This window comes from Histidinibacterium lentulum (assembly GCF_003789055.1).
Lineage (GTDB): Bacteria > Pseudomonadota > Alphaproteobacteria > Rhodobacterales > Rhodobacteraceae > Oceanicola > Oceanicola lentulus.
This window is the reverse complement of sequence record NZ_ML119089.1, coordinates 110,439-137,125: the sequence shown is the minus strand read 5'-3', so window position 1 is coordinate 137,125 and position 26,687 is coordinate 110,439. Positions and strand designations below refer to the sequence as shown.

Below are 26,687 nucleotides of genomic sequence, written 5' to 3'. Positions count from 1 at the left end.
GGGGCGGGCGGGGGCGCGCGGCGCCCCCCGCCTCTCCCGCGCCCCGGCCCCGGCAGGCTTGCGGGCTTGCCGGGGCCGTTGCCTGCTGATCATGTGACATCGGCCTGGGGACAGGCTCCGGCTCCCGCATCGGGAGGCGAGGGGGGACGATGGAAGACGAGGACACCGGCGGGGGTCTCTGGGCCTCCTACGAGAATGGGTTCACGCGCTTCGTGGAGCGGCTTCAGGGCAATGTCCCCGAGGGCGCGGAGCCGCGCGCGCCCGCGGAGACGACGCTGGGCGCCGTCTGGGACGGATTTCTCTGGGTCATCGGCAACCTGCTCGAGGCGGTCTACAACATCCTCTTCGCTCTCACCCATCCGGGCATGTGGCTCTCGTGGCTGCCCGAGGCGCAGCTGTCGGGCCGCATCGAGGATCCCGAAGCCGCCCAGGCGCTCATGCGCGTCGTCTATTACGGCGGCTCCGTCGAATTCTTCTTCGCCTTTCTCGTCGTGCTCCTCGGGGTCACGGCGGCGGGGCTCGTGTACCGTCCCTTCATGTGGGGCTGCGTGCGCGTCCTCGAGGGCTTCGCCAACGGTGTCGGCAGGTTCTTCGCCTGGGCCGCGCTGATCATGGTCCTGCAGCAGATCCTGATCGTCTTCATGCAGCGCGTCTTCGCGGCCTCCGAGATCGGTCTCGGCTTCGGGACGACCTTCGCCAAGGACGTCTCGTGGTGGTCCGAGGAACTCAAGCTCTACAACGCCATGATCGTCTGCCTCTGCGCCGCCTACACCTTCGTCCAGGGCGGCCATGTGCGGGTGGACCTGATCTACTCCGCCGTGTCCGAACGCACGAAGCGGGTGATCGACATGGTCGGCTGCGTCGTGCTGATGCTGCCCGCCGCGATCATCACCTGGATGTACGGCTGGTATTTCCTCTGGCGGCACCTCATCAACCCGCCGGTCTCCGCCTCCAACACCTACGAGCAGCTCGTCGAACAGCGCTTCCGCGCGGCCTCCTGGAACGTGGAGACGATCGGCTTCAGCCCCAACGGGTTCAACGCCTATTTCCTCTTCAAGGTGCTGCTCTGCGCCTTCGCGCTCATGATCATCCTGCAGTCCATCGCCTTCTTCTACCGCTCCTGGCTCGAGTGGAAGGAAGGGCCGGACAGCTACGGCAGATACCTCGACCGCGACACGCTCGGCGCGGGTGAAGAAGCCTTCGACGGCGCCCATTAAGAAGGACGGCCCCCATGCTCTTCGGACTCGATGGCGTCGAGATCGGCCTCATCATCGTCTTCCTCACGCTCTTCGCCGGGATCCTGTCGGGTTTTCCGGTGGCCTTCGCCATTGCCGGCGCGGCGGTCATCTCCTTCGCGGTCATCGCGCTGCTCGACTCGGGCGGGCTCCTGATCCACCAGGCCATCGACACCTCGTCCCAGGCCTATGCCGGGCTGATCGCCGAAGGCGTCAGGCCGGATGCGATCTCGATCTTCCGATATCCCGACCTGCCGCGGATGGAGGAACCCGTCTTCCCCCTCGGCTGGGAAGTCGCGCTCGACCGCAACATCTCCTTCATCGTCAACCGCATGAACGAGCGCGTGCTCGCAGGCCAGTCCATCGAGACCCTGCTCGCCGTGGCGATGTTCGTGCTCATGGGCATCACCCTCGAACGCTCGAAGATCGCCGATGACCTTCTGACCACCATGTCGCGCCTCTTCGGCCCGCTGCCGGGCGGTCTCGCCGTCTCCATCGTCGTCGTGGGCGCGTTTCTCGCCGCCTCCACCGGCATCGTCGGCGCGACCGTGGTGACCATGGGCCTGCTCGCGCTGCCCACGATGCTGCGCGCAGGCTATTCCAGGGAACTGGCCACCGGCGTGATCGCCGCCTCGGGCACGCTGGGCCAGATCATCCCGCCCTCCATCGTCATCGTCCTGCTCGGGACCCTCGCGGGCGACCTCTATTCGACCGCGCAGGAGGCCCGCGCCACGTCCGTCGGCTGCACCGACGCGCTCACCTATCTCGGGGAACCCGCCGTCGTCTCCGTCGGCACGCTCTTTCAGGCGGCGCTCCTGCCGGGCATCCTGCTTGCGGTGCTCTACGGGCTCTACGCCTTCGGTTTCGCGCTCCTCAATCCGGCCAAGGCTCCGGCGGTCCAGATGGGCAGCGCCAATGCGGAGCCGATCACCCGCAACGAGGGCCTGACCTGGTTCCTGCTGGTGCCCGCCGCGCTGATCGCGCTTGTGGTCGCCATGTCGAACCTGAATGTCGTCGGCAGCCAGGACGTTACCGTCGGCAGCCGCAGCGACGTGGGACAGGGTGCGTCCCTGCGCACCAATGTCTCGCCCGCCTGCCAGGAGGCGATGATCGACCTCCACGGCCAGGCCGCCTGGGACCGCGCCGTGGCCCAGCAGGCAGAGATCGACGCCGCAGGGGGCGTGGCGGAATCCGTGCAGCTCTCTGAGGAGGAACGCGCTGAGATCCGGGCGGAGCGCATCGCGAACGCGCCGCCCTTCGGCACCGGCGTGACCCTCGCCGTGCTGCTGCTCGCGATCATGTTCGCCTTCGCCCGCGGCGTCCGCCCCGGTGCCGATCCGACCCCGCTGCTGATCGGGGCGGGCGGTCTCGTCCTGGCACTGCTCGTCGACCTCGTCTTCATCTCGCCCGTCACCTCTCCGGGCACGGCACTGCTGCTTCTCGCCATCCCCTTCGGCATCGCCCTCCGGGCCAGCCGGACGGCCGCCGCCCGCCTCGGCCAGAACGACCTCATCCGCGTGATCTTCCCGCCGCTCGTGCTGATCGTGGCGGTGCTCGGCTCGATCCTCGGCGGCATCACCAACCCCACGCCCGCCGCGGCGCTGGGCGCGGGCGGGGCGATCATGCTCGCGGCCTACCGCAAGCTCGCCGAGGAGGGCCGCAGCCCGTGGATCATCCTCTACGGCGCCTTCGCCATCGTCATCATGCTGCTCCTCGGAGTGAACTTCGACATGCGTATCGGCCAGTCCGATGCCGCCTTCGAGGATGTGCTGGCCTATTTCGCCGCCTTCGCCGCCTTCCTCTTCTCGATGTTCTCGATCCTCTACGCCTGCTGGGTGCTCTGGGCGGGCCGCGTGCTGACCCCGGTCGTGCGCGAGACCGCCAAGGTCACGGCGATGGTCTTCGCCATCCTGATCGGCTCGCAGCTTCTGAACCTCGTGGTGATCTCCTTCGGCGGAGAGCATTACATCCAGCAGTTCCTGCGCAGCTTTGACAACGAGATGACGGTGTTCCTCATCGTCATGCTGGTGCTGTTCATCCTCGGCTTCGTGCTCGACTTCCTCGAGATCATCTACATCGTGATCCCCATCGTGGGGCCGGTGATCTACGGCGGGACGTTCGACCCGAAATGGGTCACCATCATGATCGCGGTGAACCTGCAGACCTCGTTCCTGACGCCGCCCTTCGGATTCGCGCTGTTCTACCTGCGCGGCGTGGCCCCGCCGTCGATCACCACAGCGCATATCTACCGCGGCGTGCTTCCCTTCGTCCTGATCCAGGTGCTGGGCATCGCGCTGCTCTGGTTCTTCCCGAGCGTGGTGACCATCGTGCCCGATCTTCTGGGCCGGTAGCGCCCCGTCAGATGCGCGCCACGCGGTGCGCCGTTGCGGGCACGGCCAGCACGAGCAGCGCGAGGCCCCAGAATGCGAAGGGCAGGCTGGTCGCCTCCGCGACCCCGCCGATGGCGGCCGGACCGAGCAGCACCCCGGCGTAGCCGGTCGTGGTGACGGCCGCGATCGCCATCCCGGCCGGCATGATCCTCTGCCGGCCCGCGGCGCTGAAGAGGACCGGCACGAGGTTCGAGGCGCCGAGACCGATCAGCAGGAAGCCCATGAGCGCCAGCCCCGCCCCCGGCGCGATCAGGGTCAGCGCGAGCCCGATGATCGTCATGACGCCGCCTGCCACCAGCACGCGGAAGGGACCGAGCGCGGACACGATGCGGTCTCCCGCCAGCCGGCCCGCCACCATCGCGGCGGAGAAGATCATGAAACCGGCACCCGCGGTTTCCGCTGCGGCGAGGTCTCGCGTGATCAGCAGGAGCGCACCCCAGTCGAGCACCGCGCCCTCGATCAGAAAGGTGATCCCGGCGAGCACGGCCAGGAGGATCACGACGCCCCGGGGCAGGCTGAAGGGGGGCGGCGCCTCCGCCCGGGCCCGCAGCATGCGCGACCCTGTGGGCGCCATTGCGGCCGCCATCAGCGCCGCGCCGATGAGCGAGGCCTGGAGTGGCGACAGGCCCAGCCACAGCAGCGCGGTCATCAGCCCGGCCCCGGCGAAGCCGCCGAGGCTGAACATGGCGTGAAAGCCCGACATCATCGGCCGGTCGCCCCGGCCCTCGACCTCGACGGCATGGACGTTCATCGCCACGTCGATGGTGCCGAGAGAGGCGCCGAAGAGCGCCAGCACCACGCCGAGCATCCAGGGCTCGGGGACCAGCGCCAGCAGCGGCAACATCAGAACCATCCCGAAACCGCCCAGAAGGACCATGGGCCGCGCCCCCCGGCGGGCGGCGACGATCCCGGTGACCGGCATCGCGATCACCGATCCGATGCCGAGGCACAGCAGAAGCAGGCCGAAGGCTCCTTCCGCAACGCCGAGCCGATCCTTGACGAAGGGGATGAGCGGCGCCCAGCAGGCGATGCCGAACCCTGCCGCGACGAAGCTCAGCCGCGTGGCGAGCCGCGCCGGCCGAAGGTCCTCGCCGGGGCGTGTCCCGTCCTGCGGCGGCACCCGGGCTTCGAGGCCCCGGGCAAGATCGTCATGTGTCATGGTCGGGGGTCCCTCGGGCGCAAGTCCGCCGTCGTTCTTCCGGCGCGGGCCGGTTGTCAACCCGGGGCAAAGGTTAACGCCGCCGGGCGTCCACGCATGTTTTCATTTGACTGCAACGGGTTACGCGAGCGTCCACATGTGGACGCCGGGGTCCGCCTACTCCTCCCGCCGGGTCGGGCGCGTGTCGGGGAGGCTGATCCGGGCGACCTGCTCGGCAATGGGCGGCACCGAAAGGGGGTGCGTATCGGCCTCGAATCTCTCTGGCTCCTCCAGCCGCTGCCAGCGCCCCTTGTGATAGATCTCGAGCCCGGAAAAGCGCGCCTTGTAGCCCATCTTCGGGCTGCCCGGGACCCAGTAGCCGAGATAGACGTAAGGAAGCCCCATGGACCGGGCGAGATCGACATGATCGAGGATCACGTAGGTCCCCAGGGACTGCGCCGCGAGGTCGGGATCGAAGAACGAATAGACCATGCTCAACCCGTCATCGAGCACGTCCGTCAGGCAGACCGCCTCCAGCCCGCCATGCGGATCGTCCCGGGAGGCTGACAGATCGGTATATTCGATCAGCCGCGAGCGCACCGGCGTCTCCTCGATCATCGCGGCGAATTCGAACAGATCCATGTCCGCCATCCCGCCCGTCGCATGCCGACTGTCGAGATAGTCCCGGAAGAGCGCATACTGCTCCTCCGTCGCCCAGGGCGCGCTTGCCCGCCGCTCGAGGTAGGCGTTCCTCCGCCGGACCCGGCGCTGGCTCTTCGAGGGGCGGAACCGGTCCACCGCGATCCGCGCCGACAGGCAGGCCGAGCATTCCGCGCAGGAGGGCCGGTAAAGCACGTTCTGGCTGCGCCGGAAGCCCTGCTTCGACAGCGCGTCGTTCAGCTGCTCCGCCCCGTCGCCCTGCAGCGCCGTGAACAGCTTCCGCTCCATCCGCCCCTCGAGATAGGGGCAGGGCTGCGGCGCAGTCACATAGAACTGCGGGGCAAGGGGAAGGGTGTGGCGCATGATGCTCGCGGGCTGTCCTGCAGGCGACGTTAGCAATGCCCCTCCCGCCCGCCAAGCCCCCGAAATCGGCGAGCGGCGTCAGAGCGGGCGGTTGATCGCCGCTGTTCCGAGAAGGTGGTCCCCCAGTCCCTGCCGACGCGGCGTGACCAGCATCAGGATGACGGAGATCAGCTGAAGCGGCGCCACGGCGAGGCTGACGCTGTAGAGCAGCGTATGCGCGAAGGCCGTCCCGCCCGACAGCCTCTCGCCGTCTCGGTCACGGAACTCGATCCCCATGAGCCACATGCCCGGCGTCGCCGAGCCCTGGGCGATGGTGGACCAACGGTAGAGGAAGCCCACGACCAGCATCATCAGCGGAAAGAAGAAGATGCCGGTGAAGGCGGTGAACGGGAGCAGGACCATGCAGGCGACGGCGACCGCAAGGATATCGACGATCCAGGCGCCGAGCCGTTTCGCCGGGACGGCACGATAGAAATCTGGCCGCAGGGCGGGATCGGGCAGGCGCGTGGCGGAAAAGGCGAAGCTCGGATCGGTCATGTGTCCTCGGTGCTTGCTCGGAATGTGGGAAAGGGCGCGGCCCTTCGCAAGGGCCGCGCCGGGGGTGTCAGGCCGGGGCCTGGCCGCGGTCGTCCATCCGGGAGGAAGACCCCTCGTCGTCGGCGCGGGCGGCCCGGGCACGATCGTCCATGAACTGGTCGAACTCGGCCTTGTCCTTGGCCTCCCGCAGGCGCTCGAGGAAGGCCTCGAAGCTGGCCTGCTCCTCCTCGAGGCGGCGCAGGGTCTCGGTCTTGTAGGCATCGAAGGCCATGTTGCCCGAGGACCGGGTCGCGGCGCGATAGGAGGATGTCGTGTGCTGGCGGCGCTTGCCGCAATTGCCGGAAAACATGCGCTTGCTCCAGATCATGTAGGCAAGGAGGGCGAGGCCCACGGGCCAGAAGAGGATGAAGCCGAGAACCATGGCGGCGATCCAGGCGCCCTTGCCGCGATCGTCGAGCCAGGCTTCGGCGCGGGAGAACCAGCCCATGGCCTCTCGGTCGAGCCGCCGGGGGGCCGGATAGGTGGTGGTGTCGGTCATCTGGGGTCTCCTTCCTGAGGTGTATGTGAATGCCCTTCACATTTCACCATATCGGTAGGAGGCCGGCGCGGTTCAAGAGAAAATGTGAAGAGCCTTCACATAATTCGCGTAACCCTATGAGATACCGACAGACTTATCCGCGCGACTTGCCGGTCAGGCGATGAAATCGGCCACCGTGGCGCCCGTCAGGCGCAGCAGGGCGTCCGGCGCCACGGAGAAGATGTGTCGGGGCGTTCCCGCTGCGGCATAGATTACCGGAAAGTCGGACAGGCGCCTGTCCCAAAAGGTCGGGATCGGGGCGGGATGCCCGACCGGAGAGACGCCGCCGATGGCGAAGCCCGTCCGCTCGCGGACGAGGGTGGCGTCGGCCCGGCCCAGGGGCTCTCCCGCGACGGCCGCGGCCTTGTCCGCATCGACCCGGTTTCCGCCCGCCGTCAGAAAGAGCGTCACGCCGCCCGAGGTCTCGCACCGGAAGACGATGGACTTGACGATCTGGTCGAGTCCGCATCCCGCCGCCGCGGCCGCCTGTTCCGCTGTCCGGGTCTCCATGTCCATGGCGAGGACCTGCGCATCGATCCCCGCCTGCTCGAGGGTGCGAACGACCCGGGCCAGGCTCTTGCTCATGGCGCGGGGACCAGGTCGAGGCGGGCGGCGATATCGGCCGCGACGGCGTCCTCGTCGCGATCACCGTCGATGAGGATGCAACGCGCCGGGAACTGCCGCACGAGGGCGAGGAAGCCGGCGCGGACCTTCTGTTGGAGCGGCAGGCCGAACTCCTCGAATCGACGCTCCGCGCCGCCTTGCGCCGCGACCCGGGCCAGCGCCATCTCGGGGTCCATGTCGATGACGAAGGTGAGGTCCGGCTCGCGGCCGATCATCAGTTCATGGAGCCCGTCGACCATGGTCCGCAGGTCGCCGCGCGTCGCGCCCTGATAGACGCGGGTGCTGTCAGCGAAGCGGTCGCAGACGACCGTCCGCCCGGCGGACAAGGCGGGTTCGATGGTCTTTTCGAGATGATCCCGCCGCGCCGCGGTGAACAGGAGGATCTCCGTCTCCGCCGACCATCTGCCGGGATCGCCGGTCAGGACAAGGTGACGGATGTCCTCGGCGCCCGGGCTGCCCCCGGGTTCCCGGGTCAGCAGCGCACCGGGGAGGGCGGCGGCGAGGCGCCGGGCCTGGGTCGATTTGCCCGAGCCGTCGATCCCTTCGAAGGTAATGAAGCGCCCGCGCCCCGTCATGTCGCGCGCCCCGCCGCTCAGCTGTCGAGGCCGGGCAGGGCGGAAAGGTCGGCCTGCGGCGCGATCTTGCCAAGCAGCACGACCGCCGCGGTCCGCATCCTCTGGGAGAAGCCGCCGCGCGGCACCTCCGCCTCGGCCACGAGGGGCCTGCGGACCTCGGGCAGGCCCTCGCGGCGGATGACGAGCTCGGCGATTTCCTGCCCGGCCGCGATCGGAGCCTCGACCGGCCCGGTGTAGATCACCTCCGCGTCCAGACTGGCGGTTCCGATCGCGGAGACGAGCAATGTCAGATCGTCGGGGACCGTCAACCCGACGCGGGGCGCCGCGCCCATCCAGATGTCGGCCTCCGCGATCCGGGACCCTGCGGGCGCGATGCGGCGCTCGACGAACTGACGGAAGGCCCAGTTGATGATGCGCTCGGATTCTTCGGCCCGATCGGCCTGCGTCTCGAGTCCGGTGATCACGAAGATGATCCGGCGGTCCCCCTGCTTGGCCGACCCGACAAGCCCGTAGCCCGCCTCCTGGGTATGCCCCGTCTTGAGGCCGTCCGCCCCGATCCCGAGTCCGAGCACCGGGTTGCGGTTGCGCGTGTTCTGCGGAGCCCGCCCATCGAAGGCGAATTCCTCCTCGGCGAAGAGCGGGTAGAAGGTGGGAAAGTCGGTGATCAGCCGGTCTGCCACCACGGCGAGGTCGTGCATGGACATGACATGCCCCGGCGCGGGCCAACCGGTGGAATTGATGAAGACGGAATGGGTCAGCCCCATCTCGCGGCCGCGTTCGGTCATCATCCGGGCAAAGCCCGCCTCGGTCCCGTCGGGCGAGAGCGCTTCGGCGATGACGACACAGGCGTCGTTGCCGGACAGCACGATGATGCCCCGGATCAGTTCCTCCACCGTGGGCCGGTCCGTCGTGTCGAGGAACATCGTGGAGCCGCCGAGCGACTGCGCGTATTCGGACACCGGCAACCGCTCGTCGAGTTGCAGTCGCCCGTCCGCGATCGCCTCGAAAGCCATGTAGAGCGTCATGATCTTCGACATCGACGCTGGTGGAAGCGGCTCGTTCCCGTTCTTCTCGAGGAGCACGGTCCCGGTGCTCTGATCGAGGACGTAGGCGGCGCCGGCGCGGGTTTCGTAGCTCTGCGCCGCGGCGAGGGTCGCGCCGCACATCAGACAGATGGCTGCGACAAGCGATCGGATCATGGGCTGCTCTCCGACTTGGGGGACAGCACGCGTCCTACCCCGCCTGCAGCCCTGCCGCAATCGCGGAGGGGAGCCCGCCGCACGGGGCGGCGGGGCTCTGCCGGTTCAGTTGCGGACGGCGTAGGCGTCGGCAAAGCCCTGGCCCTGGACCCGGGAGATGAGCTCCGCGCGTTCCGCATCGTCCCGCGCGGGACCCACGATCACGCGCCAGAAGGCACGGCCCTGGCTCTGCTCGGAAAGAACGGTGGGAACGATGCCGGTCTCGCGCATGCGGTCCGCGGTGCGCGTGGCGTTCTCCTCTACGGAGAAGATGCCGATCTGCACATAGGGCCTGTCGAGACTGGAGGCCGCGGGCGCCGAGACGGGTGCGGCCGCCGGCGGTGGGCGAGTGCCGACCTGCGCCGAGGCCTGTGCCGCGGCGCTTTCGATCGCGGCCGCGGCGGCGGCGATCGGGTCGGGCTGAATGGACTCTGCCGAAGGTTCGGCGCCTGCGGGCTCGAGGCTCATGGTCTCGACCGACGCCGGCTGCGCGAGTCCCCCGCTTTCCGCCGAGAACCCGGGTTCGCTTCCGGCAAGCTCAGGCGCGCCGCCGGGTGTGCTCTCGCGGCGCAGCGCAGTGACGTTGAGATTGGTCGGCGCGCCGGCGAGCACGCCCAGAGCTTCGGCCGCGTCCGAGGAGATCTGCAGGCGGGGGCCGGGGTTCTCGCGCTCGCGGCGGAACAGGGCGCCGATGACGAACTGCCCGTTGTCGCGGTTGCGGATGATCACGCGCTCCGGCTCCGTGACATCGGGATGGGCCACCCAGACGCCGCCGAGCGAGGGCCGGCCGTCCCAGAGACCGTCCTCGGTGACCTGGAAGACCTCCGGCGCCTCGACGTCGCGTTCGATCAGCTCGACCGCGGCGCTGCTGGTCGCGGGAGCGTCGCCCGCGGGTCGTTCCAGCGCGCGGGTCGCGAATTCGGGAAGCTGGAACTGTCCGTCCGCACAGCCCGAAAGCACAGTTGCGGCCGCAAGCGCGATGGCTGCGCTGCGGATGGTCCGGAAGCCGGTCGGTTTGCCTGTCATGTCGTGCCCCTATCGTAAGCGACGCGTCCGTCGCCCGGCCGGGTCGCCCGGCCTGACTGCTCGAGATGGCCGGTCCCTTGATCGTCGCGCCGGCCTTGTGTTCGAGGATAGCCCCTGGCGTTCGGCGTGGGAAGGCTCTCCTGCACGAAAGGCCGCGTGCCGTGTCCTTTCCGAATCACTCCGCCGCGGCTACGCCCATTCCACCGGAGGAGTGGCAGAGCGGTCGATTGCGGCGGTCTTGAAAACCGTTGGTCGTGAAAGCGTCCCGTGGGTTCGAATCCCACCTCCTCCGCCACCCGAACGCCTCTGAAATCCAACCGTCTCTGCTTGCTATGAGAGGCAGTCGCACCTCGTGGTCGGCGCTGCCGTTCGCCAATGGCAACCTGCGTTCCGGCTAGACCGTCCCCTCATGCGGATCGGCAACCCGAGGCCGGTTCCGAATTCGAACGACCTGCCGCGGCCACTAGTTTTTTCACACTTCCATCCGAGGCCTGTCGAAATGCGCCGGTCCCGCCGCACACTATCACGAGCGGGTACGAACACGCTCACCCATCAACAGGCCGCCGAGCGGCGGTCATCGTGATAAGAAGGGCGATACCAATGCACTACATGCTGCAATTCTACGAGAACCCCGAGGAACGGGGCAAACACAAGGATCCCGCGAAGGTCGAGGCCTATTTCGCTAGCTGGAACGCCTTCATCGGTACGCTCGCGCAATCCGGGGCCATGGTCAGTGGCAACGGGCTGCTGCCGCCCAACACCGCGACGACACTGCGCGTCACGAACGGCACGCCGCAGGTCGTGGATGGACCTTTCGCTGACAACACGGAAATGCTGGGCGGCTATGTGATTCTTGACGTGGCCGATCTTGACGCAGCCCTCGACTGGGCCGCGAAGGCACCCTGCGTGACGGCCGGGTCGGTCGAAATACGCCCGGTCCTGCCGCCGCCAGGCGTCTAAGTGACGGCGCGCGCCGCGATGCTATCGCTCGCGGCGCGCGGGCCTTGTGATACGTTGCGATGAGATCTCGTCGCGCGCTCATTCACCCATCAACAGCCGTCTTCGGACGGCCATCCGCCAGGAAAAGGCAATGCTTATGCAATACATGCTGCAGTTCCGCGAAACCCCCGAGGAGAGGGCCAAACCCACCGATCCTGCGCGGGCCGGGGCCTATTGGGTTGGCTGGCAGGCCTATATCGGCGCGCTCGCACAATCCGGGACGATGGTCGGCGGCAACGTGCTGCGCCCGCCCGAGACCGCGACGACGCTGCGGGTCGAGAACGGCACGCGGCATGTCGTCGATGGCCCGTTCGCCGACACCAAGGAGCAACTGGCGGGGTTTGTCATTCTCGACGTGCCCGATCTTGATGCCGCGCTCGAGTGGGCCTCACGGGCGCCCTGCGCATCGGGCGGGTCGGTTGAGGTGCGCCCGGTACTGCCGCCGCTTGCCGCCTGATGGACGAGGCGCGCCGCGATACTACCGCGCAAGCGAGGCTTGCGGCGCGCGAGTCCTATGGCAAGCTGCTCGCCATCCTCGCCGCTCGCACGCGCGACGTTGCCGCCGCCGAGGATGCGCTGGCCGATGCCTTTGCAGCGGCGCTGGCGCAATGGCCAGAGGACGGCGTGCCATCCAACCCGGTCGGCTGGCTTCTGACAGTTGCGCGGCGCAGCGCGGGCCATGCCGCGGCGCGTCGCCAGACCGCCGAACGCAGCTTGGCGATGGTGCAAATGCTTGAGGATGAACGCAATGACACCGCTTCGGATGGCTTCGGCGACGACCGGCTGAAGCTGATGTTCACTTGCACGCATCCGGCGATCGCGGCGGACGCGCAGGCACCGCTGATGCTTCAGACGGTCCTGGGCCTTGATGCCACACGGATCGCCGCAAGCTTTCTGGTCGCGCCCGCCTCGATGGGTCAACGGCTGGTGCGCGCCAAGCGCCGCATCCGCGACGCTGGCATCGCGTTTGCGATTCCCGAGGCAGAAGATATTCCTGTGCGGCTGTCGGCGGTGTTGTCCGCGATCTACGCGGCCTATGGTACCGCCTGGGACGACGTGGCCGGCGCCGACCCGCGGCTGGCCGGCCTCGCCTATGAGGCGATCTGGCTGGCACGGCTGACGGTGCAGCTTGCCCCCGAGCAGCCCGAGGCGCTTGGCTTGCTTGCCATGATGCTCCACTGCGAGGCGCGGCGGGCGGCGCGGCGAGGGCCTGATGGCAACTTCATCCCTCTGCGCGACCAGGACGTCTCCTTGTGGTCGCGCGACATGATGGCCGAGGCAGAAGCCGCCCTGCGCGCTGCCGCACGCGTGAGCCAGCCGGGGAGGTTCCAGACCGAGGCAGCAATTCAGTCGCTTCACGCGCAGAGCCGCACGACCGGCGAACGCCTGCACGGCCCGCTGGCGCAGCTTTACGATGTGCTGGCCGGGTTTGCGCCCACCACCGGCGTGCTGGTAGCGCGGGCTGTCGCGCTCGCGGAAAATGGCGAAGCCAACGTCGCGCTGTCACAGCTCGACGCAATCACGGGTGCGGAGACCTATCAGCCGTGGTGGGCGTCGCGCGCCCGCATCCTCTGGTTATGCGGCCAGGAGGCCGCCGCCCGCGAGGCCGCGTCCCGCGCGGCCGCACTCAGCAGCGATCCCGGCATCCGGCGCTTCCTGCTGGCGGGCGGGTATCGGGACGGCCCCTGACGACAGATCCGCTATCGTCGTTCCCTCCTGTCGAAACGACTCTGGCCCGGCGCAGAACGGAACATCATTGATGGAGGGGGAAGTAGCCGGAAAGTGAACAAAAACATAGCGTTAGGGTGGAGAGGGTTGGATGTCAGACCCACCCCCTCCGCCACTCGCCCTCGCGATCGCGTTCTCCCGATCCGGCTGCGGCCGGGTTCGTCCCGCCCCGACAGATCGAGTGCCTGCGCCTCGTCTATCACGACCTGTGTACGCCTGGTGCACGTCCGGTGCACGGTCCTGCTGTCACCGGGAAATCGGGTGGGACACCAGAGACGTATATACAAAGTATTGACGGAAGCCGTCATTCCCCTGTTACATTTCCTCCATGATGCGCGTGCTTCCGGTCCTTGCTGTCCTCCTGCTGCCCTGCGCGGCCCCGGCCAGCCCGATCGCGGAGATCCTCTGCGAGGAGACCTCCGTCCTGACCTCCCGCCTCGGCCCACGCTACGGGACGGAACCCCATGCGGTCGCCCTCCGCGGCCCCCAGGAAGCCATGGAAGTCTGGCGCGCCGAGAGCGGCGACTGGGCGCTGGTGGCGCGCTATGCCACCGGCACCTCGTGTCTTCTGGCCATGGGAGAGTCCTGGGAGGACAGAGGGACCCTCGGCGCAGAGGGCTCAGAAAGAGGTTAACGCAAATTCGCGGCTTCGTGAATTTGCGTTATTCGCCAGCGCCTTGTCCGGGCGTCCACGTGTGGACGCCCCGGCGGGCCGATCAGACGGGGCGCAGGTTTCCGGCCATCTGCCGGCCGTCGCGCCCCTCGATCAGCTCGAATTCCACCACCTGGTCGTCGGCCAGCCCGGTCATCCCGGCCCGCTCCACCGCCGAGACATGGACGAAGACGTCCTTGCCGCCGTCCTCGGGGGCGATGAAGCCGTAGCCCTTGGTGGTGTTGAACCATTTCACGGTTCCCTTGGGCATGATGCCCTCCCTTCGATCTTCCCTCTTCCTGCGGAAAGAGGCGGTCTTGACGTCACCCACCCGGACAGGAGGTAACACACCCGTACGAAATGCAAGTGACGCCTCCGCGACCCCGCAGCCGCGGTGGCGGCTTGCCCAAAAAGGAAGCGCCCATGCAGGTCTATGCCCTGACCACATGCGACACCTGCCGCAAGGCCCTCGCAGCCCTTCGCGCCGCCGGCCACGAGCCCGAGGTGACGGACATCCGCCGCGACGGCGTGCCGGAGAAGGCGCTGGCCGCGATGCTGGCGGCGCTGGGACCGGACCGGCTGGTGAACCGCCGCTCCACAACCTGGCGGGCGCTACCGGAGGCCGAGCGGGAGGGACCGGCGGCACGGGTGCTTGCGGACCATCCCACGCTGATGAAGCGACCGGTGATTCATCACCAGGGCCGCTGGCATGCGGGATGGGACGCGGACGTGCGCGCGACGCTTCTTGGCTGAGCCCCCCGGGACCCTTATCTGCCACCCCAAAGGAGACAGGACATGCGAAACGCCGCCCTCATGCTGGGGATCATCGCCGGGCTCTTCGGCATTCTCATCGGCCTTTTCGGCTATGGCTACGCCGAGCTGACGGCCCGCAATGCCGACATCGGCGAGGTGTTCGGCGTGTTCGAGAACCCGGCCTTCGTGCGCGCCGCCTCCTTCTTCGCGCCGCTTCTGGCCATCGCGGGAGGCGCGATGGCGAAGACGCGGGCGCTATGGGGCGGGGTTCTGATGCTGGGCGCGGCGGCGCTTTTCTATTTCGGGTTCGGCTTCAACGTGGCGACGATGTTCCCCATCGGCTTCGCGGCGCTGGGTGGCCTTCTCGCTATAGCGGCCGGGAAACCGGACGAGCCGAAGGCTCATTTCTGAACGCCAGCCTGTCGACAGCGAGCGGTCCGCCGCCCTTCATCACCAGGATCGCAAGGCAAAGGATCCAGAAAGCGCGCTGATCGAGGATCAGCGCGCCCGACGTCGCGTCGAACCAGCGGCCGATATCCTCGGGCCGGGCGCCGAGGCCATAGATGTCGGTCAGGCTCTGGATCACGACGAAGCCGATCATCCCGAGCGCTGCGAGCCGGGTGAAGAGTCCCAGCACGATCAGCGTCGGCAGGAGAAACTCCGCCCAGGTTCCCGCCAGAACGACCAGCGTATGCCAGAGCCCCAGCTGCGAGACGTCGTAGCCCACGGCCTCCATCTGCCGCGGCCAGATCTGGGCATAGGCGCCGAGGTCGGGCCGGAAGAGGCCGAAGATCCCGTCGCCGAGCTTGGTCAGACCCGCGCGCCAGAAATACATGAAGAGCACCGCGGCGAAGACCAAGCGCGCAGAGGTGGTGAGCACCGGGCCGGAGAGGCGGTCGAGCTGGTCGCCGACGCGGTCGAGAGGGGCAGGGACGGGGATCATGTGCATAGCTCCGTGATGGCATTGCGGGACAGGAGCAGCGACAGCACCCGGGCGAGATCGCCACCGGCTTCCGCCGCCAGTCCGAGGGGCTTGCCCTCCATGAGACCGGCGACGAGCTCGCCGTCATTCGGGCCGAGGGGATCGGCGAGGGGGTCGAAGCCGGGCCGCGTCACGAGAGCGGCCTGCGCCCCGGGCCGCGGGCGCGGTGCGGCGGGATCGCTGTTCGCGGCCCAGATGGCGTGGACGGGATGGATGGAGCGGACGAGCTGAACCGCAGGAGAGAAGATCAGGAGGGCCCTGTCCAGCGCCTCGGGGGCGAGGGCGCCGAGGGCGGCGGGGTCGAGCGGGCTTGCATCCCCCGCGTGGTAGGCCGCGCGAAGGGCCAGTTCCAGCCGGGCCACATCGGGGAGGTAGGGCAGATGCGCCACGGGCGGGAATTCGGCGAGGAAGGCGGGCATCTCCTGTCCGTAACGGGCAAGGATCGGCGAGGAGGGCAGGTGGCGGCGCAGGAAGACGCCCGCCAGGGCGGCGAAGAACGCCTCTCCGACAAGCTTTCGAAGGACAGGAAAGCCGGTCTCCAGCGCCTCGGTCAGGCTGACGGCGACGTTGTTGCGGTAGATGTCGAACCGCTTTCCCGCGGGCGATCCGTCCGGGCCGGTGAGCCCCGGGGGGACCGCCGTTTCGGGCGCGAGCAGGGCGGCCACGAACTCCGGCTGGCGGAGACTTGGCTGCGGTTGCGCCGAAAGGGAGTATTTCTGGCCAGATGAGGATGGGGACCGCATCTCAGCCTCCGGCGTGGAGACGGTCGAGGGCCCGGGCCGCGCGGCCCGCCTCGGCGCGGAGGACGGGCCAGTCGGGGACGTCCGTGTCCCATTCGATCAGGAGCGGCTTCGGGCCGGTGCGGGCGAGGGTGATGTCGAGAAGCGCCCAGACCGGGTCGGCCACTTCGCGGCCATGGCTGTCGATCAGGAGCGGCGCGCCGTCGTCGTCCCGGTCCTCGTCATGACCGCCGAGGTGGATTTCGGCCACATGCTCCACCGGGAAGGCGGCGATGTAGTCCTGCGGCGAGGTGGCGAGGTTGGTGGCCGACACGAAGACGTTGTTGACGTCGAGCAGGAGCCCGCAGCCCGTGCGGGCGACGATCTCCGCAAGAAAATCGGTTTCGGTCAGGGTGCTCTCGCGGAAGGCGAGGTAGCTCGAGGGATTTTCCAGCAGCATCCGGCGGCCCAGCACGTCCTGCACCTCGGCGATGTGATCCGCGACGCGGGCCAGCGTGGCGACGGTATAGGGCAGCGGGAGGAGGTCGTTGAGGAACCGGGAGTCATGGGTCGACCAGGCCAGGTGCTCGGAGAAGGAGGCGGGGGTGATCCGGTCGCAGAGGCGGCGCAGGCGGGCGAGGTGGTCGCGGTCGAGCGGGGCCTCGCCGCCGATCGAGAGGCCGACGCCATGGACGGAGACCGGGAACCGGGCGGACAGGGCCTGAAGCTGCGCAAGGGGCCGTCCGCCGTCTCCCATGCAGTTCTCGGCATGGATCTCGATCCAGCCCACGGGGCCGGGATCGGTCATCAAGGCCTGGAAGTGGCGGGACTTGTAGCCCACGCCGGGGCGGGCGGGCAGGCCGGGGCGGGTGGCGTCGAACATCGGAGGCTCCGGGGCTGGGGCCGGGGGCGCGGCGGACCGCGCCCCCGGGCGGGGAATCAGGCGCCGTCGACGGGCATCAGGACCGAGGTATCGGTGCCCTCGGGCAGATCGCGGTTCAGGCCTTCGAAGCCTGCGGCCTCCACGGCCTCGAGCGTCATGCCCATACGACCGTCGGGCAGTTCGATCTCGGCGCAGGTGCCGGCGGGCACGAGCGTCCAGGCGTTGCCCTGGTAATCGACGGTGGAGGTGCCGGCGCAGGTGGTGCCAGGACCGGCGGCGCAGTCGTTCTCGCCGGCGAGGGACACGCCGAAGCACTTCTCCTGGGCCTGGGCATGGGCGGCGGTGGTGAGCCCCGCGAGCGCGGTGGCGACCGAGGCGGCGAGGGCGAGGGTCTTGGTGGCGTTGGACATGTTGAGCTCCCTTGGTGTCTGGGTGATGCGGCGTCTCCCGTGAGGGGACGCTCCGACGCTAGGCCGGCACGGGGCTCTCCGGCCAATCACGCGGACGTAGCTCTCGGGGGCGTGACGGGCTGTCGCACCCGTACGGGCGTTGAGACGCCGCAAGAGGCTGAAAACAAGAGACCCGCCCCTGCGTCAGGGACGGGTCTTCTGTAACTTGGCGCGGGTGGATGTTACGCTAGGTCTGGTGGCAGCGCCTCATGCGCGAGCGCCGGAACGATCTCTGCGAGATTTGTTACAGCGGTCTCCTTATCGCCGAGCCTGCGCACCGAGACGGTGCGTTCCGCCACCTCGCGGGCGCCGCAGGCGAGGATCACCGGAACCTTGCCCACGGAATGCTCGCGGACCTTGTAGTTGATCTTCTCGTTGCGCACGTCCGCCTCGGCGCGCAGGCCCGCCGCGCGCAGTTGGGCCACAACCTCGTGCACGTAGGGATCGGCCTCGGAGACGATGGAGGCCACGACCACCTGCCGGGGCGCGAGCCAGAGCGGCAGCTTGCCCGCGTAGTTCTCGATCAGGATGCCGATGAAGCGCTCGAAGGAGCCGAGGATGGCGCGGTGCAGCATGACCGGTCGATGCTTTGCCCCGTCCTCGCCGATGTAGGTGGCATCGAGCCGCTCGGGCAGGTTGAAGTCGGCCTGGAAGGTGCCGCACTGCCATTCCCGCCCGATGGCGTCGGTCAGCTTGAAATCGAGCTTGGGTCCGTAGAAGGCGCCTTCGCCGGGGTCGACCTCGTAATCGTTGCGCACCGACAGGATCGCCTGTTCGAGCGCGGCCTCTGCCTTGTCCCAGACTTCGTCGCTCCCCACGCGCACTTCGGGCCGGGTCGATAGCTTGATGTCGAAGGAGGCAAAGCCCGTGTCGCGGTAGATGTCGGACAGAAGGCCGATGAACTTCCCGCATTCCTGCTCGATCTGGTCCTCGGTGCAGAAGATATGGGCATCGTCCTGGGTGAAGCCGCGCACGCGCATCAGCCCGTGCAGCGCGCCGTGGGCCTCATACCTGTGGCAGGAGCCGAATTCGGCGAGGCGGAGCGGCAGGTCGCGGTAGGACTTGATGCCCTGGTTGAAGATCTGGACGTGGCAGGGGCAGTTCATCGGCTTGAGGGCGTTCACGCGCTTTTCGTTGGCGTGCTCCTCGTCGATTTCCGTGATGTACATGTTCTCACGGTACTTGTCCCAGTGGCCCGAAGCCTCCCAGAGCTTGCGGTCCACGACCTGCGGCGTCCTGATCTCGCGGTATCCTGCGGCGGTCAGCTTGCGGCGCATGTAATCCTCGAGCACGCGGTAGATCGTCCAGCCGTCGGGATGCCAGAACACCATCCCCGGCGCCTCTTCCTGGAAGTGGAAGAGCTCCATCTCCCGGCCGAGCTTGCGATGGTCACGTTTCGCTGCCTCCTCGAGGAAGGTCAGGTGCGCCTTCAGCCCCTCGCGGTTCTTGAAGGCCACGCCGTAGATGCGCTGAAGCTGCTGGCGGGAGCTGTCGCCGCGCCAGTAGGCCCCGGCGATGGACATGAGCTTGAACGCGTCGGCGGGCACCTGGCCGGTATGCTGGAGATGCGGGCCGCGGCAGAGGTCCTGCCAGTGGCCGTGCCAGTACATGCGCAGGGGCTCGTCGCCGGGGATCGCCTCGATCAGCTCCACCTTGTAGGGCTCGCCGTTCGAGGCATAGTGCTCGATGGCGCGGGTCCGCTCCCACACCTCGGTGCGGACGGGATCGCGGGCGTTGATGATCTCCTTCATCTTCGCCTCGATGGTGCCGAGGTCCTCGGGCGTGAAGGGCTCGGAGCGGTCGAAGTCGTAGTACCAGCCGTTCTGGATCACCGGGCCGATGGTGACCTTCACCTCGGGCCAGAGCTCCTGCACCGCACGGGCCATGATGTGCGCGAGGTCGTGACGGATCAGCTCCAGCGCCTGCACGTCGTCGGCCATGGTGTGAATGGCGATCTCGGCGTCCCGCTCGATGGGCCACTGCAGATCATAATGCGCGCCGTTCACGGTGGCGCTGATGGCCTTCTTGGCGAGGCTGGTGGAGATGTCGCCGGCGACCTCTGCGGCGGTGATGCCCGCGGCATAGCTGCGCGCGTTGCCATCGGGAAAGGTCAGCGAAATCTGGGACTGGTCGAGGCTCATCGGCCTGCACTCCTCGTCGGTTCGGCGCCCACGGAACGCCCGGTTGCGGGTTATGGCTGCGGCCAAGACTGAGGCCGCGGCGCCCTGATGGGCGCCACGGCCAGTTCTGTCAACCCGGGGGTGGATCAGGCTTCGTGCTCCTCCCAGAGATGGTCTCCGCCGAAGGTCGTCGGCACGCCGGTCTCGAGCCAGGTCTTGAGTCCCGCGATCGTGCGCTCCCAGCCATCGGCCGTGCCGCCGGCCGGATCGTGGGCCAGGCCGTGGTGTTCGACCGTCAGACGGCAGAAGTCGCCTTGCGGCTCGATCAGGTAGACGACCCGCGATACCTTGGCATCGGGCTCCCACTTGGGCTCGAAGGTTGTGACGAGGCGTGTCATAGGCACCGCCTCCAATTCCCGGGCATGCAAGGTGACCGTGCCGTCGGGCGCGCGGTAGATGATGGTGTCGCCCTCCCGTTCGGCGGACTGCCCGAGAAAATCGTAGTTCGCCACGTCGGGGGCGCTGCGGAGGGCATTCCAGAGCGCCTCCTGGCTGCACTTGATATAGGTGGACATCATGTAGTCGGGTTTTCGTTCGGTCATGGAACTGGTCCTTTCGAGGTCGGCCTTGAGGCGGGCGAGAGCTTGGGCCTGCGGCTTCAGGAAGGGATCGATCCAACGGCCGAGCACCTCCTGCAGGGGCAGGGGGTTGAGGTAGTGGTGCTTGAAGCGGCCCCGTCTGACCGGGGTCACGAGCTGGGCGTCCTCCAGAACCTTCAGGTGCTTCATGACACCGAAGCGGCTCATGTCGAACTGGGCCTCGAGGTCGGTGAGGGTCTGCCCGTCGCTCTGTCGCAAGGAGTCGAGCAGGGCGCGGCGGGCAGGGTCGTTGAGGGCTTTGAAGAGAGCGTCCATGGGTGCGTTATAGGTGACTAAATAATCACGTTACAATAGGGTAACATTTAACTGACTGATGTCCTGATATTTCAAGGGCTTGATGGGCTCGTCATCGAATAGCAGCGGGGCGACATTGCCCGGCGGCGGGCGAATCGGTCCTGTCCGGAGGAGTTCAACCGCAACCCCTGTCCCTGGAGGTCCGCCATGCATCGTCTTCCGCTCCAACTGCTGCTCTTCGCCGGAGCCCTCATCGGGTCGCTCGCCGTGGCCCAGCCCTATATCGTCAGCGATGCGCCTTCCCGGTTCGACGACCCCATTGTCGCGCGGCCTGCGGCGGAGGCAGATGCGCCGCCCGCGCCCGAGGTGGTGGAGGCCGACAAGGTGCCCGTGACGCCCGCACCTGCGCCCGCCCCCCCGCCTGTCGTGGCAGAGGCGGAGCCCGAGCGGCCAGTGGCGCCGCCCGTGGTGAAGGGGGAGCCCGCCTGCGAGGTCCCGCGGAGCCTCGCCGGGGCCCGTCCCGCGCCACATGGTGATGCGGCCGCCCTTGCGGCGCGCGAGATCCTCAGCTGGGGCGTGATGGACGACCTGCTCGCAGCGCGGGGCCATCGCGGCCTGCCGGTACCTCTGGGCGAGGCGCCGCTGAAAGACCGGGCCTTTCCCGCTCTGCCCTGCGCCGCTCCGCTGCGATAGCGTCCAGCCCCTTGCACGCGGCCCCGCAGTCGTGGTGAGTCTGCCGCGACAGAGGGACCCGCGAGGCGGAAGGCGCCATGGTAGAGACGATCACGACCGCGGCGGGCCGGACGCTTGCCCTTGTCCGGACCGAAGGGTTGGGGCCACCCGTCCTGTTCCTGTCGGGGTTCCGGTCGGACATGGAAGGAACCAAGGCGCTGCATCTTGAAGCCTGGGCGCAGCGCACCGGCAGGGCCTTCGTGCGGTTCGATTACTCGGGGCACGGACAGTCCGAGGGGGCTTTCGAAGAAGGCGCGATCGGAGACTGGACGGAGGACGCCCGCGCCGTGCTGGAGACGCTGGGGCGGCCTGCAATCCTCGTCGGCTCCTCCATGGGGGGCTGGATCTCCTGCCTGCTTGTCCGGGAGAGGCCCGAGCTGGTGGCGGGGCTCGTCACCATCGCCGCGGCGCCCGATTTCACGGAGGACGGATTCTGGGGGAGTTGGGATGACGAACGCCGTTCCGAACTGGTGCGGGAGGGCCTCGTGCGCCTGCCATCGGACTATGGAGACCCTCTGCCGATCACGCGCCGGCTGATCGAGGACGGGCGACGGCACCTCGTGCTGCGCAGCCCGCTCCGGGTCGACATCCCGGTGCGAATGCTGCAGGGCACGGCCGATCCCGACGTGTCCGTGGAGACGGCGCTCCGGCTGCTCGCCCATGCGGAAGGCGGCGACATCAGGTTGACGCTTGTGAAGGACGCCGATCACCGCTTCTCCACACCTTCCTGTCTTGCCGCGATCGAGGCGGCGGTGGACGAGGTGACTGCGCGGCTCGGCGTGGCGTGACGCTGGGGATCGCGGAGCGGATCGCGGCGGCGGAGGCACGGGTGCCCAACCTGCGTCCGGGCTGCGAGAAGCGCATCCTGCCCTGCAGGGACGGGGGACGCGCCGCCTTGTCGGTCGTCTATGTCCACGGCTTTTCGGCGAGCGCAGAGGAGATAAGGCCGGTGCCCGACCGGATCGCCGCGGCGCTGGGGGCGCCGGTCTTCTTCACGCGCCTGGCGGGTCACGGGCAGGACGGAGCCGCATTGGGCCAGGCGACACTGGCGGACTGGCGCGCGGATATGGCGGAGGCGGCAGACATCGCCGCGGAACTGGGCGAGCGGACGCTGTGGATCGGCTGTTCTACCGGGGCCACGCTGATTGCGCAGGCGATGGCGGAGGGGATGCCCGGAGCAGGCGTAATCTTCATGTCGCCCAATTTCGGGCTGGCGGCGCCGCTGGCGGACCAGCTTCTCGACCTGCCCGCAACGGAAACCTGGCTGCCGCGGTTGCTGCCTGGCGAGCGGGGTTTCCGGCCCGCCAACGCCCGACACGCCAGATACTGGACGAGCCGCTATCCGATGCAGGCGGTCTTGCCGATGGCCGAGGCGGTCCGGTCGGTCCGTGCCGCCCCTCTCGACACCGTCGGCGCGCCGGCGCTGGTGCTCTGGAATCCCAGGGACAAGGTGGTTTCGGGGCGTGCAGCACGCAGCGAGATGGCGCGCTGGGGCGGGGACGTGGACTGGACCGAACTGCGGCCCGGTCCCGGCGACGATCCGATGGGTCATATCCTCGCGGGCGATATCCTGTCCCCCGGCCGGACGGAGGCGGCGGTGGCCGCGGCGCTGGACTGGGCCGCACGCCGACTCTGACCGATTCGCCGGCTTCCAGACGGATCCGGGTGCGATTGTGCGGAGATCCCGGGATTATTGCCCTAGCGCCAGACAAAGCTGGGGATGCCACTGTCGATCGAGGGGCTTCATGTGGTCATCTCGAAGCGCCACCACCGCGGCTCGGCATCCCCCTACCGCTTCAATGCGGGACTGGCGGAATTACGCGCATCGGCGCGTCACGACGAAATCGTGTGCAGGCACCCGGGCCTCTTCTGGGAGCAGGTGCGTTAAGTCGCCCCATGACTTATCCGCTTCTGCTGCTGCCCGACTTCATGTGCGATCTGCGGCTTTTCGGGCCGCAACTCGCCGTTCTGGGCCGGGACAGGCCGCTCGTTGCGGTCCCGATGGGCCGATGCGAAAGGGTCGAGAGCTTCGCCTCCGACCTTCTCGATCATGCGCCGCCGCGCTTCGTGCTGGCGGGGCAAGGCCTCGGCGGTGCGGTCGCGCTCGAAGTGTTGCGCAAGGCCGGGGACCGGATCCGCGGGCTGGCTCTGATCGGCACGACTTTCCAGTCGGAAGCCCCGGCGGAGGCCTCGGCGCGGGAAGCCGGCATCGTGGCCGCGACCACCGGCCGGTTCGAGGAGACGATGCGGGCGCATGTCCTGAAATCGGGCCTCGGCCCTGGACCCGACAGGACCAGAGTAACGGCGGAGCTGATCGACATGGCGAGGAGCCTCGGCCCCGACGCCTATCGCCGGCAAAGCCGGGCGCTTCAGCGAAGGCCCGATCAGCAGGCGACGCTGCGCCAGATCAAGTGTCCTGCCCTGGTTCTGGGCGGCGGGCATGACGCGATCTCTCCGCCCAAGCGGCAGAGCTTTCTTGCAGAGATGATCCGGGATGCGGAATTCGTTCTTCTGGAGGAGGCTGGGCGATTTCCGACGCTTGAGCGTCCGGACGAGACGCTCTCGGCGCTGGTTGGCTGGCTTTCCCGACTGAAGCACTGAAGACCGGCGCGCATGGACCTGCCTTGGGAGCGTGCCTGAGGCGGCATTGTGTCTGTTGAGAAAAATGCGGCGACGTCCAGGGAGGAGGAGAGGACGCCGCCGCCTTGTCGCCGGACGCTCAGGGAGGAGGAGGAGCGCCCGTCGAAGTCGGTGTGCGGCGACGCCCAGGGAGGAGGAGAGGGCGCCGCCGCTTGATCGTCGAACGCTCAGGGAGGAGGAGGAGCGCTCGGCGAAATCTGACTTTTCGAAGAGCGGCGACACCCAGGGAGGAGGAGAGGGTGCCGCCGCGTCTTCGAGATGCGGTGCGCTCAGGGAGGAGGAGAGAGCGCCCCGCGATCAGGATCCCCAAGGGAGGAGGAGGAGATCCCGAAGCTGTTCTTTACTTGCCGTAGGCGGCCATGCTGGCCACGTCGGCGATCTGGTGGCGAGTGATGTCGAGATCGGCAAGATCCCGGTCGCTCAGCCGGTTGAGTTCCTCGTAGGTTTCCCGGTACGTCTTGTACTGGGCGTAGCGGGCCCGGAGACCCCCGAAGAACCCCGTGTGGCGGGCCGGGCGCGCCGTCGTGCGAAACCCGGAGAAAGTCGTCAACGTCGTCATGCTCATCATCCTCTAACCGTGGCGCCGCGGGTTTGTGCCCGCGGTTAGCGCTGTCGAGACCGAACATAACTCCATGCTGCATCTGCACAATGCCTAGCACGTCAATGCTGCCATGCAGAAAACGCATATGAATTGTCACGAAAAATTAAACCCTTACGTTGCGCCCATGCACCGGTCGAGGGGCAGCCGCTTGCTCGACTGCCTGATCCGGATGACTTCTGCCGCATAAGGCGGCAGCACGCCAAGAAACGGGAAACGGTTCGATGAAAAAAGAGATACTTCTGGAACTTTCCCGGATCGAGGTGCCAGGCGGCGGGGACCTCGTTGGCCGGGACATGATCCGGGCGCTGACGGTCGAGGACGGCAAGGTGCGATTCGTGATCGAAGCGCCGACCGCCGAAATGGCGCGGGACCTTGAGCGGGTTCGCCGTGCTGCCGAGGCGGCCGTCGCGTCGTTGCCGGGCGTCGGCACGGTGTCGGTCGTTCTGACCGCCCATGGACCCGCTGCCCCGTCGAAGCCCGCGCCCTCGCTGAAGATCGGGGGGCATCCGAAGCCCCAGGCCGGACCGGCGGATGTCGTCGGAGTCGATCGGATCATCGCTGTGGGTTCCGGCAAGGGGGGCGTGGGCAAATCGACGGTCGCGGTCAATCTTGCCGTGGCGCTGTCGCGGGAGGGCAGGCGGGTCGGGCTGCTCGACGCCGACATCTACGGCCCGTCAGTGCCGCGGATGATGGGTCTCACGGACCGACCGAGATCCCCCGATGGCGAACGGATCGAGCCGCTGCATGCCCATGGCGTGACGGTCATGTCCATCGGGCTCATGCTGGAAGAGGACAAGCCGGTGATCTGGCGCGGGCCGATGCTGATGGGCGCGCTGCAGCAGATGCTGAACCAGACGAATTGGGGCCGGCTCGACGCTCTGATCGTCGATCTGCCGCCGGGGACGGGGGATGTGCAGCTGACGCTCTGCCAGCGCTTTCACCTGACCGGGGCTGTTGTCGTCTGCACACCGCAGGATGTAGCCCTGCTCGACGCGAGGAAGGCATTGGGCATGTTCGACACTCTGAAGACACCGGTTCTCGGGCTGGTGGAGAACATGTCCACCTATATCTGTCCGAACTGCGGCCACGAAGCACATATCTTCGGCCATGGCGGGGTGTCCGCCGAGGCGACGCGGCTCGATGTGCCTTTCCTTGCCGCTCTGCCCATCGACCTTGCGACCAGGATCGGCGGGGACGAGGGGCGGCCCGTGGCATCGGGCGAGGGTCCGATGGCGGAGGGCTACCGGCGGCTGGCTCGGCGGTTCATCGAGGGCGGGCTGGGATGAGACTGCGGCCGGCCCGGCCGGGAGACTGGCCCGGGCTGTGGGAAATCCTCGGTCCGGTCTTTCGAGCGGGCGACACATATATGGTGTCGCCCGACATATCCGAGGCCGAGGCGCGCCACTACTGGACGGAGGCGCCGCGCGACTGCTGGGTGGCGGAGGATGAGGGGAAGCTGCTCGGCACCTACTACCTGCGCACGAACCAGCCGGGACCGGGCGACCATGTTTGCAACTGCGGCTACGTCACAGCCGCGGAGGCGCGGGGGCGGGGCTTCGCCCGGGCCATGTGCCTGCACAGCCAGGAGCGCGCGCGGGAGCTGGGATATTCCGCGATGCAGTTCAACGCGGTCGTCTCGAGCAACCTTGCAGCGGTCCACCTCTGGGAAGACCTCGGGTTCGAAAGGGTCGGGACCGTACCCGGGGCCTTTCGTCATCCGCACCACGGGAAGATCGACACCTTTGTCCTGTTCAAGGATCTGACCGGGGACCGGTAATCCGGTGAATCCTCGTGAACCCGGCCGCGCGTCCGCGTGAATCGTCGCGAAAGCTCCCTGTTCCTCACGCAGTAATCGCTTGGATGTGATCGCAGCGCCACAGCGCGCAAGCGGGCTGCGGTCCTGTGAACCGCGCTGAACCCACAAGATGTAGGGGCGTGCACTCAAAGGGTCGGCAGATATGCGGATCGGTCCGGGGGTCAGACCCGATTCCGCGACTCGGACTCAGGCATGTGATTCATCACGGTTCACAGCAGTTCAGTTCCGTTCACACAAATTCCTTGAGCTGCCCGGCCCCGTTTGGCACAAGGGTTTCAGGAAGCGAGCAGACAACGAAACGGGGCACCAAGACCCCACCGGCGAAAAGAAGTCAGGTTTCATACAGGCCACGCTTTC

At 67.9% G+C, this 26,687-nt stretch carries 30 protein-coding genes and 1 tRNA gene; 15 read left to right on the top strand and 16 right to left on the bottom strand.

Annotated elements, in window-relative coordinates:
• Positions 1–149 precede the first annotated feature (149 nt).
• The gene (locus EAT49_RS16705) at positions 150–1,217 is read left to right on the top strand and encodes a TRAP transporter small permease subunit (RefSeq protein ID WP_123643441.1); all 1,068 of its coding nucleotides are present in this window, start codon (positions 150–152) and stop codon (positions 1,215–1,217) included.
• 14 nt (positions 1,218–1,231) lie between these two features.
• A complete protein-coding gene (locus EAT49_RS16700) occupies positions 1,232–3,586 on the top strand; it encodes a TRAP transporter large permease (RefSeq protein WP_123643440.1) in 2,355 nt (784 codons plus the stop codon).
• 7 nt (positions 3,587–3,593) lie between these two features.
• Here the strand turns inward: EAT49_RS16700 and EAT49_RS16695 are convergent, their stop codons facing one another.
• From EAT49_RS16695 to EAT49_RS16660, 8 genes are all read right to left on the bottom strand, one after another.
• Positions 3,594–4,784, bottom strand: a complete 1,191-nt coding sequence (locus tag EAT49_RS16695; RefSeq protein WP_123643439.1) for an MFS transporter — start codon at positions 4,782–4,784, stop codon at positions 3,594–3,596.
• Between the two features lie 156 nt (positions 4,785–4,940).
• Positions 4,941–5,786, bottom strand: coding sequence for an arginyltransferase (locus EAT49_RS16690; protein ID WP_123643438.1), 846 nt, complete (start codon positions 5,784–5,786; stop codon positions 4,941–4,943).
• A 78-nt stretch (positions 5,787–5,864) separates the two neighbouring features.
• Positions 5,865–6,323: an RDD family protein gene (locus tag EAT49_RS16685; protein WP_123643437.1), complete on the bottom strand. Its 459-nt coding sequence runs from the start codon at positions 6,321–6,323 to the stop codon at positions 5,865–5,867.
• Positions 6,324–6,390: 67 nt separating this feature from the next.
• Entirely contained in the window at positions 6,391–6,861 is a 471-nt protein-coding gene (locus tag EAT49_RS16680) for a DUF2852 domain-containing protein (RefSeq protein WP_123643436.1), read from the bottom strand.
• A gap of 153 nt (positions 6,862–7,014) precedes the next feature.
• The gene (locus EAT49_RS16675) at positions 7,015–7,485 is read right to left on the bottom strand and encodes a YbaK/EbsC family protein (RefSeq protein WP_123643435.1); all 471 of its coding nucleotides are present in this window, start codon (positions 7,483–7,485) and stop codon (positions 7,015–7,017) included.
• Positions 7,482–8,099 carry a dTMP kinase gene (gene tmk, locus EAT49_RS16670; RefSeq protein WP_123643434.1) on the bottom strand — a complete coding sequence of 206 codons (618 nt, stop codon included), beginning with the start codon at positions 8,097–8,099 and terminating at the stop codon, positions 7,482–7,484. Before tmk ends, EAT49_RS16675 begins: the two co-directional genes overlap by 4 nt.
• 17 nt (positions 8,100–8,116) lie before the next feature.
• Entirely contained in the window at positions 8,117–9,298 is a 1,182-nt protein-coding gene (locus EAT49_RS16665) for a D-alanyl-D-alanine carboxypeptidase family protein (RefSeq protein WP_123643433.1), read from the bottom strand.
• Between the two features lie 105 nt (positions 9,299–9,403).
• Positions 9,404–10,363, bottom strand: coding sequence for an SPOR domain-containing protein (locus EAT49_RS16660; protein ID WP_123643432.1), 960 nt, complete (start codon positions 10,361–10,363; stop codon positions 9,404–9,406).
• Between the two features lie 205 nt (positions 10,364–10,568).
• On the opposite strand from EAT49_RS16660, the gene EAT49_RS16655 reads away from it, so the two are divergent.
• From EAT49_RS16655 to EAT49_RS16635, 5 genes are all read left to right on the top strand, one after another.
• Positions 10,569–10,658, top strand: a tRNA-Ser gene (locus EAT49_RS16655).
• 305 nt (positions 10,659–10,963) lie between these two features.
• Positions 10,964–11,323 carry a YciI family protein gene (locus tag EAT49_RS16650; protein ID WP_123643431.1) on the top strand — a complete coding sequence of 120 codons (360 nt, stop codon included), beginning with the start codon at positions 10,964–10,966 and terminating at the stop codon, positions 11,321–11,323.
• A 136-nt stretch (positions 11,324–11,459) separates the two neighbouring features.
• Entirely contained in the window at positions 11,460–11,819 is a 360-nt protein-coding gene (locus EAT49_RS16645) for a YciI family protein (protein WP_123643430.1), read from the top strand.
• Complete coding sequence (locus EAT49_RS16640) at positions 11,819–13,051, top strand: RNA polymerase sigma factor (RefSeq protein ID WP_123643429.1); 1,233 nt, start codon at positions 11,819–11,821, stop codon at positions 13,049–13,051. Before EAT49_RS16645 ends, EAT49_RS16640 begins: the two co-directional genes overlap by 1 nt.
• Positions 13,052–13,418: 367 nt before the next feature.
• On the top strand, positions 13,419–13,724 hold the full coding sequence (locus tag EAT49_RS16635; RefSeq protein WP_123643428.1) for a hypothetical protein: 306 nt from the start codon (positions 13,419–13,421) through the stop codon (positions 13,722–13,724).
• Positions 13,725–13,806: 82 nt separating this feature from the next.
• Here the strand turns inward: EAT49_RS16635 and EAT49_RS16630 are convergent, their stop codons facing one another.
• Positions 13,807–14,013 carry a cold-shock protein gene (locus tag EAT49_RS16630; RefSeq protein WP_123643427.1) on the bottom strand — a complete coding sequence of 69 codons (207 nt, stop codon included), beginning with the start codon at positions 14,011–14,013 and terminating at the stop codon, positions 13,807–13,809.
• A 152-nt stretch (positions 14,014–14,165) separates the two neighbouring features.
• Here EAT49_RS16630 and EAT49_RS16625 point away from each other — a divergent pair, with 152 nt between their 5' ends.
• A complete protein-coding gene (locus EAT49_RS16625; protein ID WP_123643426.1) occupies positions 14,166–14,495 on the top strand; it encodes an ArsC/Spx/MgsR family protein in 330 nt (109 codons plus the stop codon).
• A 42-nt stretch (positions 14,496–14,537) separates the two neighbouring features.
• Positions 14,538–14,906 carry a hypothetical protein gene (locus EAT49_RS16620; RefSeq protein WP_123643425.1) on the top strand — a complete coding sequence of 123 codons (369 nt, stop codon included), beginning with the start codon at positions 14,538–14,540 and terminating at the stop codon, positions 14,904–14,906.
• On the opposite strand, the gene EAT49_RS16615 is transcribed toward EAT49_RS16620, so the two are convergent.
• The 6 genes from EAT49_RS16615 to EAT49_RS16590 form a co-directional block, all read right to left on the bottom strand.
• Complete coding sequence (locus tag EAT49_RS16615) at positions 14,863–15,438, bottom strand: DoxX family protein (RefSeq protein ID WP_123643424.1); 576 nt, start codon at positions 15,436–15,438, stop codon at positions 14,863–14,865. The genes EAT49_RS16620 and EAT49_RS16615 overlap by 44 nt on opposite strands.
• Positions 15,435–16,220 carry an HvfC/BufC N-terminal domain-containing protein gene (locus EAT49_RS16610; protein ID WP_123643423.1) on the bottom strand — a complete coding sequence of 262 codons (786 nt, stop codon included), beginning with the start codon at positions 16,218–16,220 and terminating at the stop codon, positions 15,435–15,437. The genes EAT49_RS16615 and EAT49_RS16610 overlap by 4 nt, the downstream gene beginning before the upstream one ends.
• Position 16,221: 1 nt before the next feature.
• Positions 16,222–17,079: an MNIO family bufferin maturase gene (gene bufB / locus EAT49_RS16605; protein ID WP_123643422.1), complete on the bottom strand. Its 858-nt coding sequence runs from the start codon at positions 17,077–17,079 to the stop codon at positions 16,222–16,224.
• A gap of 56 nt (positions 17,080–17,135) precedes the next feature.
• Complete coding sequence (locus EAT49_RS16600) at positions 17,136–17,489, bottom strand: BufA1 family periplasmic bufferin-type metallophore (protein ID WP_123643421.1); 354 nt, start codon at positions 17,487–17,489, stop codon at positions 17,136–17,138.
• A gap of 221 nt (positions 17,490–17,710) precedes the next feature.
• The gene (thrS, locus tag EAT49_RS16595) at positions 17,711–19,669 is read right to left on the bottom strand and encodes a threonine--tRNA ligase (RefSeq protein ID WP_123643420.1); all 1,959 of its coding nucleotides are present in this window, start codon (positions 19,667–19,669) and stop codon (positions 17,711–17,713) included.
• Between the two features lie 125 nt (positions 19,670–19,794).
• Positions 19,795–20,562 (bottom strand): ArsR/SmtB family transcription factor, encoded by a 768-nt coding sequence (locus EAT49_RS16590; protein WP_123643419.1) that lies wholly within the window; start codon positions 20,560–20,562, stop codon positions 19,795–19,797.
• Positions 20,563–20,748: 186 nt separating this feature from the next.
• On the opposite strand from EAT49_RS16590, the gene EAT49_RS16585 reads away from it, so the two are divergent.
• From EAT49_RS16585 to EAT49_RS16570, 4 genes are all read left to right on the top strand, one after another.
• Positions 20,749–21,234, top strand: a complete 486-nt coding sequence (locus tag EAT49_RS16585; RefSeq protein ID WP_123643418.1) for a hypothetical protein — start codon at positions 20,749–20,751, stop codon at positions 21,232–21,234.
• A gap of 77 nt (positions 21,235–21,311) precedes the next feature.
• Entirely contained in the window at positions 21,312–22,061 is a 750-nt protein-coding gene (locus EAT49_RS16580; protein ID WP_123643417.1) for an alpha/beta hydrolase, read from the top strand.
• Positions 22,058–22,909, top strand: coding sequence for an alpha/beta hydrolase (locus EAT49_RS16575; RefSeq protein ID WP_123643416.1), 852 nt, complete (start codon positions 22,058–22,060; stop codon positions 22,907–22,909). The genes EAT49_RS16580 and EAT49_RS16575 overlap by 4 nt, the downstream gene beginning before the upstream one ends.
• Before the next feature lie 260 nt (positions 22,910–23,169).
• The gene (locus EAT49_RS16570) at positions 23,170–23,874 is read left to right on the top strand and encodes an alpha/beta fold hydrolase (RefSeq protein ID WP_123643415.1); all 705 of its coding nucleotides are present in this window, start codon (positions 23,170–23,172) and stop codon (positions 23,872–23,874) included.
• 379 nt (positions 23,875–24,253) lie between these two features.
• Here the strand turns inward: EAT49_RS16570 and EAT49_RS16565 are convergent, their stop codons facing one another.
• Positions 24,254–24,472, bottom strand: a complete 219-nt coding sequence (locus EAT49_RS16565) for a DUF1127 domain-containing protein (RefSeq protein WP_123643414.1) — start codon at positions 24,470–24,472, stop codon at positions 24,254–24,256.
• Between the two features lie 263 nt (positions 24,473–24,735).
• Here EAT49_RS16565 and EAT49_RS16560 point away from each other — a divergent pair, with 263 nt between their 5' ends.
• Together EAT49_RS16560 and EAT49_RS16555 are read left to right on the top strand one after the other, a co-directional pair.
• Positions 24,736–25,800 carry an Mrp/NBP35 family ATP-binding protein gene (locus EAT49_RS16560; protein ID WP_123643413.1) on the top strand — a complete coding sequence of 355 codons (1,065 nt, stop codon included), beginning with the start codon at positions 24,736–24,738 and terminating at the stop codon, positions 25,798–25,800.
• Positions 25,797–26,291, top strand: a complete 495-nt coding sequence (locus EAT49_RS16555; RefSeq protein ID WP_123643412.1) for a GNAT family N-acetyltransferase — start codon at positions 25,797–25,799, stop codon at positions 26,289–26,291. The genes EAT49_RS16560 and EAT49_RS16555 overlap by 4 nt, the downstream gene beginning before the upstream one ends.
• Positions 26,292–26,687 lie beyond the last annotated feature (396 nt).